At 67.7% G+C, this 14,431-nt stretch carries 11 protein-coding genes; 8 read left to right on the forward strand and 3 right to left on the reverse strand.

What is annotated here, in order from left to right:
* The 3 genes from glgB to C5F48_RS17070 all read right to left on the reverse strand — a co-directional run.
* On the reverse strand, positions 1-1,562 hold a 1,562-nt coding region (glgB, locus tag C5F48_RS17060), incomplete at its 3' end, for a 1,4-alpha-glucan branching enzyme (protein ID WP_107665067.1).
* Positions 1,559-4,849 carry a maltose alpha-D-glucosyltransferase gene (gene treS, locus C5F48_RS17065; RefSeq protein WP_107665068.1) on the reverse strand — a complete coding sequence of 1,097 codons (3,291 nt, stop codon included), beginning with the start codon at positions 4,847-4,849 and terminating at the stop codon, positions 1,559-1,561. The genes treS and glgB, both read right to left, overlap by 4 nt.
* The gene (locus C5F48_RS17070; protein ID WP_245941454.1) at positions 4,846-6,807 is read right to left on the reverse strand and encodes an alpha-1,4-glucan--maltose-1-phosphate maltosyltransferase; all 1,962 of its coding nucleotides are present in this window, start codon (positions 6,805-6,807) and stop codon (positions 4,846-4,848) included. The genes treS and C5F48_RS17070 overlap by 4 nt, the downstream gene beginning before the upstream one ends.
* Before the next feature lie 428 nt (positions 6,808-7,235).
* On the opposite strand from C5F48_RS17070, the gene C5F48_RS17075 reads away from it, so the two are divergent.
* From C5F48_RS17075 to cheB, 8 genes are all read left to right on the forward strand, one after another.
* Positions 7,236-7,586, forward strand: coding sequence for an STAS domain-containing protein (locus C5F48_RS17075; RefSeq protein WP_107665070.1), 351 nt, complete (start codon positions 7,236-7,238; stop codon positions 7,584-7,586).
* Positions 7,583-7,951 carry a response regulator gene (locus C5F48_RS17080; RefSeq protein WP_107665071.1) on the forward strand — a complete coding sequence of 123 codons (369 nt, stop codon included), beginning with the start codon at positions 7,583-7,585 and terminating at the stop codon, positions 7,949-7,951. The genes C5F48_RS17075 and C5F48_RS17080 overlap by 4 nt, the downstream gene beginning before the upstream one ends.
* The gene (locus C5F48_RS17085) at positions 7,948-9,954 is read left to right on the forward strand and encodes a chemotaxis protein CheA (protein ID WP_107665072.1); all 2,007 of its coding nucleotides are present in this window, start codon (positions 7,948-7,950) and stop codon (positions 9,952-9,954) included. Before C5F48_RS17080 ends, C5F48_RS17085 begins: the two co-directional genes overlap by 4 nt.
* 32 nt (positions 9,955-9,986) lie before the next feature.
* Positions 9,987-10,457 (forward strand): chemotaxis protein CheW, encoded by a 471-nt coding sequence (locus C5F48_RS17090; RefSeq protein ID WP_107665073.1) that lies wholly within the window; start codon positions 9,987-9,989, stop codon positions 10,455-10,457.
* A 4-nt stretch (positions 10,458-10,461) separates the two neighbouring features.
* Positions 10,462-12,150, forward strand: a complete 1,689-nt coding sequence (locus C5F48_RS17095; RefSeq protein ID WP_107665074.1) for a methyl-accepting chemotaxis protein — start codon at positions 10,462-10,464, stop codon at positions 12,148-12,150.
* An 11-nt stretch (positions 12,151-12,161) separates the two neighbouring features.
* Entirely contained in the window at positions 12,162-12,674 is a 513-nt protein-coding gene (locus C5F48_RS17100) for a chemotaxis protein CheW (RefSeq protein WP_245941452.1), read from the forward strand.
* Positions 12,674-13,537, forward strand: a complete 864-nt coding sequence (locus C5F48_RS17105; protein ID WP_107665076.1) for a CheR family methyltransferase — start codon at positions 12,674-12,676, stop codon at positions 13,535-13,537. The genes C5F48_RS17100 and C5F48_RS17105 overlap by 1 nt, the downstream gene beginning before the upstream one ends.
* A gap of 4 nt (positions 13,538-13,541) precedes the next feature.
* Positions 13,542-14,431, forward strand: an 890-nt coding sequence (gene cheB, locus C5F48_RS17110) for a chemotaxis-specific protein-glutamate methyltransferase CheB (protein ID WP_107665077.1), incomplete at its 3' end; no start/stop codon positions are given.

A 14,431-nucleotide genomic window follows, 5' to 3' on the forward strand; every position in this document is an offset into this window, starting at 1 on the left:
AAATCTTCCGAGAAGGCGTAGACGAGGCCGAAGGTCAGGTCGCTCTGGTGGTGGCGGCGATGGATCGGATCGCGCCGGAAATAGGCCAGCGTGTCGTGCATCCAGCCCATGTTCCACTTGAAGCCGAACCCGAGCCCATCCTCCGCCACCGGTCGGCTGACCTTCGGGAAGGCGGTGGATTCCTCGGCCATGGTCACGGCGCCGGGATGATCCAGCCGGACCCGCTCGTTCACGTCGCGCAGGAAGCTGATGGCCTCGAGGTTCTCGCGCCCGCCGTGCTCGTTGGGGATCCACTCGCCGGCGTTGCGCGAATAGTCGAGGTAAAGCATCGAGGCCACCGCATCGACGCGCAGCGCGTCGACATGGTAGCGGTCAAGCCAGTAGAGCGCCGACGCTTGCAGGAAGTTCGCCACCTCCTGCCGACCGAAGTTGTAGATCTGGGTGTTCCAGTCGCGGTGGAAACCCTGACGCGGGTCGGCATGGTCATAGAGATGCGTGCCGTCAAAATTCGCCAGCCCATGCGCGTCGGAGGGGAAGTGCGCCGGCACCCAGTCGAGGATCACGCCGATCCCCGCCGCATGCAGCCGGTCCACCAGACGGGCGAAGCCCTCGGGCGGGCCGAAGCGGCTGGTCGGGGCGAAGAGCCCGATGGGCTGGTAGCCCCAGGAGCCGGTGAATGGATGCTCGCTGATCGGCATGAACTCGACATGGGTGAAGCCCATCTCGGTGACATACTCCACCAGCTGATCCGCCAGCGCGTCATAGTCGAGCCCCATGCGCCAAGACCCGGCATGCACCTCGTAGATCGAGATCGGCGCGTCGCGCTGTTGTTTCGGGCCGCGATGCGCCAGCCAGTCGGCGTCCTGCCAGTCATGCTCGGGCAGGCCGTCGACGATCGAGGCCGTCGCCGGCGGCTGCTCCTGCGCGAAGGACAGCGGATCGGATTTCAGCGGCAGGCGCTCGCCCTGCGGGCCGATCAACTCGTATTTGTAGATCTCGCCGCGGCGCAGGCCGGGGATGAACAGCTCCCAGACGCCGACCCCGACGCGCTTGCGCATCGGATGCCGCCGCCCGTCCCAGGCGTTGAACGGACCCACGACCGAGACGCGGCGGGCGTTCGGCGCCCAGACGGCGAAGGCCACGCCCTCGACGCCTTCCATGGTGCAGGGATGCGCGCCGAGACGCTCGTAGAGCCGGTGATGCCGCCCCTCGCCCAGCAGGTATTCATCAAGCTCGCCCAGCACCGGCGGGAAGCGGTAGGGATCGTCGATCTCCCAGCGATGCTCGCCGGCGGAGAGCCTGAGCCGGTAGGGGAAGCGCTCGCGCCCCGGCATCTCGCCGGCGAAGAAGCCCTCGGCGCCGATGCGGGACAGTTGCGCCACCTCGGCCCCTGCCCCGTCCAGCACCGCCACCCCGGCGGCCTGCGGGGCGAAGACCCGCAGGGTCAGCGGCTGGTCGCCGCCGCCCTGCAGGCCGAGCACGGCGAAGGGATTGCCATGGCTGCCGCGCAGGATGGCGTCGACATCGGATTGCGGCACGAGGTCCGCGATTTGGTCGGTCATGCGTCGTCTCCCAGCAGGTCCAGGAGCCCTTGCAGCGGGATGCCCAGCCAGGCCGGACGCATCCCGAGCTCGTAGCCCGCTTCGTAGATTGCTTTCTGCAGCAGGAAGAGATCGAGCAGCGCATCGGTCAGCGCCGGATCCTGCGGCAGGTTGTCGGCCCCTTCGGCGGTCTTGCGCCAGGCGTCGAGGAATTCGGCCGAGGCGGCGACGCGCCAGGCCTCCGCCCGCGCCGCGGCGCGTTCGCTGGCCGGGCCGAAGCTCTCGACATGCCGCAGCAGCGCCGACTCCGCCGCGTAGTCGAAGGAGCGCAGCATCCCGGCTACGTCGCGCAGCGGCGAGGACTTGGCGCGGCGCTCTTCCAGCCCGCGTTTCGGCTCGCCCTCGAAGTCGATGATCGCGACATCGTTCTGCGCCAGCAGCACCTGGCCCAGATGGTAGTCGCCATGGATGCGCGACAGGCTGCCCGAGGGCTCGAAGCCCGCCACCCGGCGCACCCGTTCCACCAGCGGATCGCGCGCGGCGATCACCGCCTCGGCCAGCGGCAGGATCGCCTCCGGCAGGCCGGGAAGCTGGGTCTTCAGCGAGGTCACCAGCGCCTCGGCCTCGGTCACCGTCTGCTGCACCCATTGCGTCAGGTGCTCCGCCGTCAGCGGCTCGGTCTTGAAGGCCGGGTCGTCGGTCTCCACCGCGAAGGCGCGGTGCAGCTCGGCGGTGCGCTGGCCCAGCAGAGAGCCGATCGACAGCGGGAAGGGGAAGGCGTCCGGCTGCGGTTGCGGCTCGGCCGCCTCGCTGTCGGTCCAGGCCTCGTGCTCGCCCAGATCGCGGACCAGCGCGTCGAAGATGCCGCGCCAGGCGTCGCCGCGGTTGGTGACGAAGGCAAAGGCCGCGGCCAGCGTGGTCTCCTCCGCGCCCTCGCCATGGCTGGCGAGGCCGAGGAAGCGCGGCGTGTGCTCGTAGCCCGCGACCTCGGTCAGGAAGCGCGCCACCTCGACATCCGGCTGCTCGCCGGCGCGCAGACGACGGTAGAGCTTCAGGATCACCTTGTCGGAAAAGGCGATGGAGATGTTGCTCTGCTCTGCCCCGAGATAGCGCGGCTCGCCCGGTTCGGTGAGCTCCTGCAGCGCCTCGGTGGTCTCGAAGCGCACCTCGCCCATCGCCTTGCCGTCGCGCATGGCGTCGAGCATCGTGCCCGCCAGCCGCTCGTCATAGGCCGCGTCGATCAGCGCGCCCATCTTCGGCCCGCGCCGGATCTTGGCGAGCGTGTAGCTGAGCTTCGGCGCACCCGGGCGCAGCTGGTCGTCGCCCCAGAGCGCCGAGAGCGGCAGGAAGTAGCGCTGCCGGTCTTCACCGACCGTCGCATCCAGCGTCATCAGCGAATGCTCGCCCAGCGTGCCGAGCGGGGTGAGACCCACCTGCCCCACCGTCTCGTCCTTCGAGGTGAACCAGCGTTGCAGCGGCAGCCATGCCGGCAGCACGTCGCCCTCCAGCTGGCTGCGCTCGCGGCCCATGACGGCGGTCTGCACCGAACCGTCGCGGGTGGTCAGGGTGATGAACTCCGGCAGGATCTCCGGGATCGCCTGGTGCCAGGACGGCAGGTGTTCCTGGTCGCTGAGCGCGAACCAGAAGAAGCCGTAGGGCGGCAGCGTCAGCATGTAGGGCAGATCGCCCACCGGCGGGAAGGCGGAACGCCCCGTCAGCTCCACCGGCACGAGGCCGCGGAAACGGCCCAGGTCCAGCTCCGCCGCCTGCGCGGAGTCCGACAGGTTGGCGACGCAGAGGATGGTCGTGCCCTCGTGCTGGCGCAGATAGGCCAGCACCTTGCGGTTGCGCGGATAGAGCAGCGTCATCAGCCCGCGCCCGAAGGCCGGGTGCTGTTTCCGTACGGTGATCAGGCGGCGCATCCAGTTCAGGAGCGACGACTGGTCTCCGGTCTGCGCCTCGACGTTCACCGCCTGATGGCCATAGACCGGATCGAGGATCGTCGGCAGGTAGAGCTGCTGCGGATTGGCGCGCGAGAAGCCGCCGTTGCGGTCGGCCGACCATTGCATCGGCGTGCGAACCCCGTCGCGGTCGCCGAGATAGTAGTTGTCGCCCATGCCGATCTCGTCGCCGTAATAGAGGATCGGCGTGCCGGGCAGCGACATCAGCATCTGGTTGAGAAGCTCGATCTTGCGCCGGTCGTTCTTCATCAGGGGCGCCAGACGGCGACGAATGCCGAGATTAATCCGCGCGCGCGCATCCTCGGCATAGGTCTGCCAGAGGTAGTCGCGCTCTTCCGCCGTCACCATTTCCAGAGTCAGCTCGTCGTGGTTCCGCAGGAAGATGCCCCACTGGCAGTTCTCCGGGATCTCGGGCGTCTGGCGGATGATGTCGGTGATCGGGTGCCGGTCGGCCTGCGCCAGCGCCATGTACATGCGCGGCATCAGCGGGAAGTGGAAGCCCATGTGGCATTCGTCGCCGTCGCCGAAATAGGGCCGCGTGTCCTCGGGCCACTGGTTCGCCTCGGCCAGAAGCATCCGGTCGGGGAAATGGGCGTCGAGGTCGGCGCGGATCTTCTTCAGCACGTCATGGGTTTCGGGCAGGTTCTCGTTGTTGGTGCCCTCGCGCTCCACCAGATAGGGGATCGCGTCGAGCCTGAGCCCGTCCACCCCCATCTCGAGCCACATGCGCATGACGCGCAGCACCTCTTCCAGAACGCGCGGATTGTCGAAGTTCAGGTCGGGCTGGTGCGAATAGAAGCGGTGCCAGTAGTAGGCGCCGGCCACCGGATCCCAGGTCCAGTTCGACTTCTCGGTGTCGAGGAAGATGATCCGGGTCTCGGGGAATTTCTGGTCGGTGTCGCTCCAGACATACCAGTCGCGCGCCGCGGAGCCGGGCTTGGCCCGCCGCGCCTTCTGGAACCAGGGATGCTGATCCGAGGTGTGGTTGATCACCAGCTCGGTGATGACCCGCAACCCGCGCTTGTGCGCCTCGGCGACGAAGGCCTTGAAGTCGCGCATCGTGCCGTAGGACGGGTTCACCGCCCGGTAATCCGAGATGTCATAGCCGTCATCGCGCAGCGGCGAGGGGTAGAAGGGCAAGAGCCAGATCGCGGTGACGCCCAGCGCCTGCACATAGTCCAGCCGCTGCATCAGCCCGGCGAAATCGCCGATGCCGTCGCCGTTGGCGTCCATGAAGGCCTTGATGTGCAGCTGGTAGATGACCGCGTCCTTGTACCAGTCGCTCTGCGAGCGGTCGATCTTCGGTTCATCGCGGATCAGGGCGGATTGGGTGAGGACTTTGTTCATCGAGGCACTCCCGGTGCAAAGAGTTGCCAGGCAGCATAGGGGCGCGTGGTCGGATCGAGGTCCAGACCCTGCCATTTCCCATGCCAGGTGAAGCGGTTGCCGTTCAGCAGGTCCTCGACTTCGATCGAGGCGTCATCCGGCAGGCCGAATTCCCATAGTGGGACCTCGAACTGGAACTCCTGCCGGTTGTGCGGGTCGAGGTTGACGTGGAACAGCAGGAAGTCGCTGCCGTCCTCGCTGGCCTTGCCGTAGTAGAGCACATTGTCGTTCACGGCGTTGTAGAAGCGCAGATTGGTGAAATCGCGCATCGCCGGATGGCTGCGGCGGATGTGGTTCAGCAGCCGGATGTCATCCTTGATGTGCCCCGGCTGATCCATATCCCAGGCGCGGATCTCGTATTTCTCGGAGTTGAGATAATCCTCCTTGCCCGGCACCGGGGCCGAGTCGCAGATCTCGAACCCGTTGTAGAGCCCGTAGTTGCCGCCCAGCGTCGACGCCAGCGCCGCCCGCACCCTAAAGCCGGGCCGGCCGGAGGTCTGCAGGTAGACCGGGTTGATGTCGGGCGTGTTGGCGAAGAAGTTCGGCCGCATGTAGTGCCGGCACTCCTCCGTCGTCAGCTCGGTCAGGTAGTCGGTCAGCTCCTGCTTGCCGTTGCGCCAGGTGAAGTAGGAGTAGCTCTGCGCGAAGCCGACCTTGGCCAGACGCTTCATCACCTTGGGCCGGGTGAAGGCCTCGGCGAGAAAGATCGTGTCGGGGTGCTCGGCACGGACCTCGCCGATCATCCACTCCCAGAACGGGAAGGGCTTGGTGTGCGGGTTGTCGACGCGGAAGATCTTCACGCCCTTCCCGACCCAGAACAGCACCACGTCGCGCAGCGCATACCAGAGCGAGGGGATGGCCTCGCGGTAGAAGTGGACGTTGACGATATCCTCGTATTTCTTCGGCGGGTTCTCGGCGAACTTGATCGTCCCGTCGGGCCGCCAGTCGAACCACTCGGGATGCTCCTTGATCCACGGATGGTCCGGCGCGCATTGGATGGCGAAGTCGAGCGCCAGCTCCAGCCCATGTTCCTTCGCCGCCTCGACCAGCCGGGCGAAATCGTCGAAGGTGCCGAGTTCGGGATGCAGCGCGTCATGGCCACCGGCCTCGGAGCCGATGGCATAGGGCGAGCCCGGATCGTCCGGCCCCGGCGTCAGCGTGTTGTTGCGCCCCTTGCGGTTCACCGCACCGATCGGGTGGATCGGCGGGAAATACAGCACGTCGAAGCCGAGATCGCGGATATAGGGCAGCCGCGCGATAACGTCGTCGAAGGTGCCGTGCCGCGCAACGTCGCCCGATTGCGAGCGCGGGAAGATCTCGTACCACGCACTGAAGGCAGCGGCCTCGCGGTCGGCGAAGACCGGCAGCAGTTTCGAGCGGGTGAGATGCGTGCGCGGGCCCGAGCGCTCCATGGCGGCGGCGACATCGGGCGCGTTCAGATGGGCGAAGCGCTCGCCCTCGTCCTGCGCCCCGGCGTCGCGCTGCAGCAGCCGCTCGAACAGCGTGCGGTGCTCCTCGGCCCCGTCGCCGGCGATGGCGTCGGCGATCAGCCGGCGGCCCTCCTCCAGCTCCAGCCCGATGCGCTGGCCGGCGGCGAATTTCTTCGACACCTCCTTGCGCCAGGTGGCGAAGAGGTCGCGCCAGGCGAGGAAGCCGACCTCGTAGGCGGCGTTCTCGGGAAGGCTGACGGTGGCCGTCCAGCGGTCGTTCACCAGGAACTGCATCCGCGCCTCGCTGAAGGCGTCTTCGCCGCATTTGCGCCAGACCAGCGCCGCGTCGATGCTGTCATGCCCGTCGGAAAAGATATCCGCCTCGATGGCGACCGGCATCCCGGCGACGACCTTGGCCGGGAACCGGCCGCCGTCGATCTCGATGCTGATGCCCTCGATCGCGATCCGGCTTTCCGCAAGGTGGCGCAGCCGCGCCTCCGAAGGCGTCGCTGATCCGGCGCCGAGGCCCTCGGCCCGCGCTATGTCCTGTTGCGACCGAGAAGTTCCGGCTCCGGTCGGCGTGTCCTGTACTGCCACAAGCAGCCCCCTATTTGCCTCGTTCATTACGAGAGCCAACGGGGGAGGAAGCCGAAGGTTCCCATATTGGCTGGGCCTTGCCGGCTGGCGTCCCGTCTTGGGCCGCCGATCCGACCCGGCGGCGGGACCTCGCGGAGGGATGGGGATTTTCTCAAACCGGATCAAAGCCCGCCGCTTCCCGGAGGCGTTTCCACAGCCACAGCGCGACCGGGACCGGCGCAATTTTAAGGAGTTCGGCGCAGCCGTTAGCGGTTCCTTAGGCTGCAACCGCCAAACCTGCTGCTGCCGGAGCCCCCCGGTGCATCCGAAAGGCCAGACGAATGCACGCCGTCCCAGAAGATCCCCTCGTTCTCGCCCTGCCTGAGCAGGCGGGGCTCCACCACGCCGCGGACCTCGTCGCCGCCCTGTCCGAGGCGCTGGCGCGCAACGGCCCGCTGCGGATCGACAGCGGCGCGGTCCGGCAGGTGGATCTTGCGACGCTGCAGATCCTGGTGGCCGCGCACCGGCAGGCCGCGCGCGACGGCATCCCGCTGGAGGTGACCGTGCCCACCGGCGGGGCGCTGGCAACCGCGCTCGCGGACTACGGCTTTCTGGCGGCCGCGGACGCAAGGCTCGCCATCACGGACGAAACCTGGACCGCGGTCCAGACGGAAACGGAACAGGCAGAATGACGAAGACAATCCTCGCGGTCGACGACTCGCCCTCGGTGCGCCAGATGGTGCGCCTCACGCTGACGGGCGCGGGCTACAGCGTGGTCGAGGCGGTCGATGGCCAGGACGCGCTGGAAAAGGCCTCGGCGCAGAAGTTCGACGCCATCCTCACCGACCAGAACATGCCGCGGCTGGACGGCATCAGCTTCATCCGCAAGTTCCGCGACACCGCCTCGGCGGTCGGCGTACCCATCGTCTTCCTCTCGACCGAGTCGCACGAGGGATTGAAGCAGCAGGCGCGCGAGGCCGGGGCGATCGGCTGGATGATGAAACCCTTCGATCAGGCCCAACTGCTGGCCGTGGTGAAGAAAGTGGCCGGAGCATGAGCATGGACGAGGAAATCGGCGGCCTGTTCCGCCAGGAAGCCGCCGAGCTGATGGCCTCGCTGGAGCGCGGCCTGCTGGATCTGGAACGCGCGCCAAAAGACAGGGCGATCATCGACGCGGTCTTCCGCGACCTGCACACCATCAAGGGCTCCGGCGCGATGTTCGGCTTCGCCGCCCTCGCCCGCTTCGTGCATGAATTCGAGTCCGTCTTCGACAACCTGCGCCAGGGCACCCATGGCGTTGACCAGGCGGTGATCGCCGTGGCGCTGCGCTCCTGCGACCACATCGGCCGGCTGATCGAGGCGCCGGAGGGCGCCGAGGCCGCCAGCGCCGAGCTTCTCGACGCGCTGCGTCTCGCCGCCAGCGGCGAAACCGCCGCCGCCCCGCCCCCCGGCTGGTCGCTGGTCTTCCGCCTCGGCCGGCAGGTGCTGCGCCTCGGCGGGAACCCCCGGCTGCTGCTGGCCGAACTGGCGGAACTGGGCGCAGCGGACATCCGCGCCCGGCTGGCCGCCATCCCCGCCCTCGATGCGCTCGACCCGCAGGACTGCTGCACCGGCTGGCAAGCCAGCCTGCCGGCGACAGTTCCGCAGACCGCGATCGAGGACATCTTCCTGTTCTACCGCGACGACATGCAGTTCAACCTGCAAGACGCCGCCTCCGCTCCTGACCTGCCCGCCGCAGCTCAGCCACCCGCCGAGGCCCCCGCCCCGCCCGTCCCAGCCCCGTCTGACCCTGTCCCCGTCCCGGACCCGGCAGTCGCGCCGCCCGCTCCCGTCCGCGAGGCGCCGGCTGCCGCTCCTGCCAACCCCCCGGTCGCCGAGACGATGCGGGTCGAGACAGGGCGCCTCGACGAGCTGATGGATCGGGTGGGCGAGCTGGTGATCGCCGAGGCGCGGCTCTCGGCCCTGGCCCAGCGCTTCGGCGACCCGTCGCTTCTCGCCGTGACCGAGGATATCCAGCGCCTGTCCTCCGGCATGCGCAACGCCACGATGTCGATCCGCATGGTGCCGATCGGCTCGATTATGGGGCGTTTCCGCCGGTTGATGCGCGACCTGTCGCAGACGCTCGGCAAGCCCATCGCCTTCACCACCGGCGGCGAAGACACCGAACTCGACAAGACGGTGATCGAACTCCTTGCCGACCCGCTGGTGCATATCCTGCGCAACTCCGCCGATCACGGGCTGGAAAGCGCCGAGGCCCGCCGCGCCGCCGGCAAGCCCGAGACCGGCAGCATCGAGCTCGCCGCCGCCTATTCCGGAGCCGAGGTGCTGATCACCGTGCGCGACGATGGCCGCGGCCTCGATGCCGAGGCGATCCGCAGCCAGGCCATCGCCCGCAACATGATCACCGCCGACGCCCAACTGAGCCAGAGCGAGACCTTTCGCCTGATCTTCGAGCCGGGCTTCTCCACCGCCAAGAAGGTCACCGAGCTGTCCGGTCGCGGCGTCGGGCTCGACGTGGTGAAGCGCACGATCGAGACGCTGCGCGGCCAGATCGACCTCGCCTCCGAGCCCGGCAAGGGCGCGACCGTCACGCTGCGCCTGCCACTGACCCTCGCCATCGTCGACGGTCTGCAGATCGAGGTCGGCGGCGAGAACTACACCTTCCCGCTCGCCGCGGTGGAGGAATGCGTCGAGCTGCCCCCGGAGTTCGAGACCGAGGGCCGCAGTTCCTCCTTCCTGAACATCCGCGGCGGCCTGGTGCCCTTCCTGCGGCTGCGCACCCTCTTCGCCATCCGCGAACCGGTGCCGCCCTTCCAGAAGGTGGTGATCGTCTCGGCCGGCGGCCAGCGCATCGGCCTGGTCGTCGACCGCATCGTCGGCAACAACCAGACCGTCATCAAGCAACTCTCGCGCCTGCACGCCCATCTCAAGTGCTTCTCCGGCGCGACCATCCTCGGCGACGGCAGCGTCGCGCTGATCCTTGACGTGCCGCAACTGGTCAGCCTCGGCCGCGCCCAGGAAGACCGGCTGCGCGACCAGCACGGGGAGCGGGCGGCATGACCCTAGCCCTGGTGACAGAAGGAGGACGACGCATGGATGTGGTCACGCTGCGGCTGGGGGGCGAACTGATGGCGATCCCGGCGGAGTGCCTTCGCGAGATCCTCGAACCGGTGCCGGTCACCCGCGTGCCCCAGGCCGGCAACTTCATCGGCGGCCTGATCAACGTCCGCGGCGTCGTGGTGCCGCTCGCGGACCTGCGCGTCACTTTCGGCATGACGCTGACGGAGGCGACCCCCGACACGCGCATGCTCGTGCTCGAATTGCCGATCGCCGGCGACGAAATCGTCGTCGCCATCCTCGCCGACAAGGTCCATGACGTGACCGGTCTCGACCCCTCGACCCTGGAGCCGATCCCCCCCGTGGGCACCCGCTGGCCGCCGGATTTCGTCCGCGGCATCGGCAAGTGGCAGGGCGGTTTCATGATCCTTCCCGACCTGGAACGGATCTTTACCCAAGGCGCGCAGAAGGGATCCCTGAGCGCCGTGGCGGAAGAAGGGGTCTGAACTCATGCGGCTCAGCATAAAGGCAAAGCTCGGCGCGACCTTCCTGGTCATCCTGCTCCTCGCCGGTGCAGGCCAGTTGATCACCGTCCGCGGCCTCGGCGAGGTGAAAGCCTCGCTGGACAGCATCGTCGACCTGCAGACCAGGCGTCTCGATCTCTCGCATGACATCATCCAGTCCAAGCTGAAGACGCAACGCGAGGTGCGCAACTACCTGCTGTCCCGCACTCCGGCCGAGCGCAAGGAGATCGATGCGCGATCCGACCTGGCGCGAAGCGCGAAACAGGAAGCCTATGACGCGCTCTTCGCGCTCTCCGACGAGACGGGTCGGCAGGCCTTGCTCCAGTTCACGGAGATCGAGGGCAAGCTCATGGCCACCAACGAGCGCGCCAAGGAACTGTCCCGCATGGGAATGGGCTATGAAGGCTTCAAACTCGTGATCTCGGAGGGCCGGGAGAGCTGGCTGAAGATGGAGGTCCTGATGCAGGACATCCTCCAAGCCAATCGCGCCTCCCTGGCGGCGGCCGCCGCCGGGGCAGAGGCAGATTACGGCAGCGGCAGGGCGATGGCCTTGGCGACACTGGTATCGACGACACTTGTCGGCCTGCTGGCCGCGAGCTGGATCGTGCTCTCCCTCGGGCGGGGCATCGCAGAGGCCACCCGCCTGTCGCGGCTCATCGCCGAAGGCGATCTGACGCAGGCGGCGCATGTACGGTCCAACGACGAGATCGCCGACATGCAGCGCGTGCTGAACACGATGGTCGAGAAGCTGCGCGGAGTCGTTTCGGAGGTGGCGGGCTCCGCCTCGAACGTGAGGATCGGCAGCGAGATGATGACCTCCACCTCCGAAGCGCTGAACCGGGGCGCCTCGGAACAGGCAGGCTCGACCGAGGAAGCGTCTTCCGCCATGGAGGAAATGGCAGCGAACATCCGACAAAGCGCACAAAATGCCAGCGAGACCGAGAAGATGGCCCGCAGATCGGCGATCGAAGCGCGGAACAGCGGTGCCGCGGTGGCCGAAGCGGTGCAGGCGATGCGCACCATCGCCGAGAAGATCATGGTGGTACAGGAGATTGCCCGGCAGACCGATCTTCTGGCGCTGAACGCCGCGGTCGAGGCCGCCCGTGCCGGAGAACATGGTCGCGGCTTCGCCGTCGTCGCTTCGGAGGTGCGCAAGCTCGCGGAGCGCAGCCAGACCGCGGCAGGGGAGATTTCCACCCTCTCGGCCAATACGGTAACGGCGGCCCAGACCGCGGGCTCCATGTTGCAGAACCTGGTTCCGGACATCGAGCGCACCGCGCAACTGGTGCTGGAGATCTCGAACGCGGCCCAGGAGCAGTCGACCGGGGCGGCCCAGGTCAATCTCGCCATCCAGCGGCTCGACCAGGTAACACAGGATAACACCTCCACTGCCGGCCGGATGTCGAGCACAGCCGAGGAACTTTCGGCACAGGCCGGGCAACTGCAGGCGGCCATTGGCTTCTTCCGGATCGGAACCGTCTCGACCCCGCTCGCGGTCGCGTCAAGCGAGGCCATCCCGCCGCCTCCGGTCCGCAAGCCTGCAACGCGCGTCCCGGCCCGACCTCTGCCCGCCAAGGCCTCCGGCGGCTTCGACTTCGACATGACCCCGGGGGAGGACAGGCTCGACGAGGGCTTTCTGCGGGGCGACAGCGGCAAAAAGGATCGCGCAGCATGAGTATGAATGACATGAAGCCCCTGACCGGCGGCGATCAGGTCCTGACCCTGGGCGTCGGGGAGGAACTCTTCGCAGTGCCCGTCACCCGGGTGCAGGAGATCCTCGACCTTCAGCGGATCTCCCAGTTGCCGAACGCGCCGCAGCATGTTCTCGGCGTCATCAACGTGCGCGGCGAAGGGGTCACGGTGGTCGACCTGCGCGCGGTGCTGAACATGCCGCCGATCCCGGACAGCCCAACGACGCGGATCGTCGTGCTTTGGATCCACAGCGATGGCGGTCGGGCAGTCGTGGCGCTGAAGGCCGACAGAGTTCTGGAGGTGACGGCGTTGGATCCAGGGCCACTCACTCCGCTGCCTCAGGCGCGGCTGTTACGCTGGGACCAGCAGATGGTGGTTGGGCTGGGCCGGATCGGTGGCGCCTTCGTCACCGCGCTGGATCTGGACAGGATGTTCGACACGGATCTGATCACGCGCCAGGGGATCACCGGCACGGAGGCAGCGATCAACCTGCAGGATGTCGCATAATGAACGCGTCCCCGCCCGCCCCTTCGGCGCCCGGCCGCGAAGCGTCCCATTTCGATCAACTGACCCGGCTGATCCACGAGCACATCGGCGTCCGGCTCCCGCCCAGCAAGCGCCAGATGGTGGAGGGGCGCCTGCGCCGTCGGCGCATGGCGCTGGGGTTCGGCTCGGTGGACGACTACTTCCACCACCTGTTCGAGCAGGGCGGGCTCGAGGCCGAACTGCACGAGATCCTAGATGCGGTCACCACCAACAAGACCGATTTCTTCCGCGAACCGGACCATTTCCGCCTGCTCGTCGATCGCATCGTGCCGCAGACCCTGCAGCATCGGCCAATGGCGCGCCGCCGATCGCTGTTCAAGGTCTGGAGCGCCGCTGCCTCCACCGGGGCGGAAGCCTTCACCTTGGCCATGCTGCTGGAGGATCTCTCGGGGCGGCTGCCCGACCTGAACTACGGCATCCTCGGCACCGACATCAACACCGAGGTGCTGGAGACTGCGCGGCGCGCCATCTACCCGGTCGAGCAGATGGACCCGGTGCCTCCGGCCTTCCGAACGCGGTTCCTCATGCAAGGCTCGGGCAGCCTGGCCGGTCAGGTTCGCATCGTGCCGGAACTGCGGCAGAGAACCCGCTTTGCCCGAATGAACCTGATGGACCCGCAATACACGGTCGACCGCGACATCGACGTGATCTTCTTGCGCAACGTGCTGATCTATTTCGATCCTGCCGACCAAGCCCGGGTGATCGCCCGGATGATCAGCCACCTCGCGCCCGGCGGACATCTTCTGGTCGGCCATTCGGAATCGATGGTCGTGCGCAGCGCCCAGCTGAAGCAGATCGCCCCCGCCGTTTTTCAAAGGAATTGAGAGGATGACGCAATCGACTGTGTCCAAGGACAGCAACGCCCTGCGGGTGATGGTGGTCGACGATTCGGCGTCGATACGGTCCGCCTTCTCGGCGATCATCACCGCCGATCCGGGGCTGTCGCTGATGGCCGCGGCCCCCGACGCCTTCGTCGCGGTGGAGAAGATGCGACAGGAGGTGCCGGACGTGATCCTGCTGGATCTCGAGATGCCCCGCATGGACGGGCTCACCTTCCTGAAAAAGATCATGGCGCAGCGGCCGATCCCGGTCGTGGTCTGCTCCAGCCACACGGATGCGGGCTCCGACGCGATGATGAAGGCGCTGGAGATCGGCGCGGCGGAGGTGCTGGCCAAGCCGCGACTCGACACCGTCATCGCCCGACAGGAGGCGGCCGTGCGGATCGGCGACGCGCTGCGGGCCGCGGCGCAGTCGCGCAAGGCCACCGCCCGCCGCGCGAGACCCTCGGCGGCGCTGGCGCCGGGGGAAAAGCTGCTGGCCGATGTCATCCTGCCGCCGCTGCCGCCGCGCCCGGTGCCGGCGACCGAACCCGTCATCGTGATCGGCGCCTCGACCGGCGGCATCGATGCGCTGAAGCTGCTGCTCGAAAGCCTGCCGGCGGAGGCGCCGCCAGTGGTGATCGTGCAGCACATGCCGGAGCATTTCACCCTCGCTTTCGCGCGGCGGCTGAACACGCTCTGCACCGTGACCATCAACGAGGCCAAGGATGGCGATGTCCTGCAGCCCGGCAACGTGCTGATTGCGCCGGGCAATTTTCACATGCTGCTGCGCCGGGTCTCCTCGCATTATCGGGTCAGCATTCTGGAGGGCCCCTGCGTCAGCCGGCACCGGCCCTCGGTCGACGTGCTGTTCCGCTCGGCGGCGCAGGCGGCGGGGGC

Origin of the sequence: Cereibacter changlensis JA139 (assembly GCF_003034985.1) — a bacterium.
GTDB classification, from domain to species: Bacteria; Pseudomonadota; Alphaproteobacteria; order Rhodobacterales; family Rhodobacteraceae; genus Cereibacter; species Cereibacter changlensis.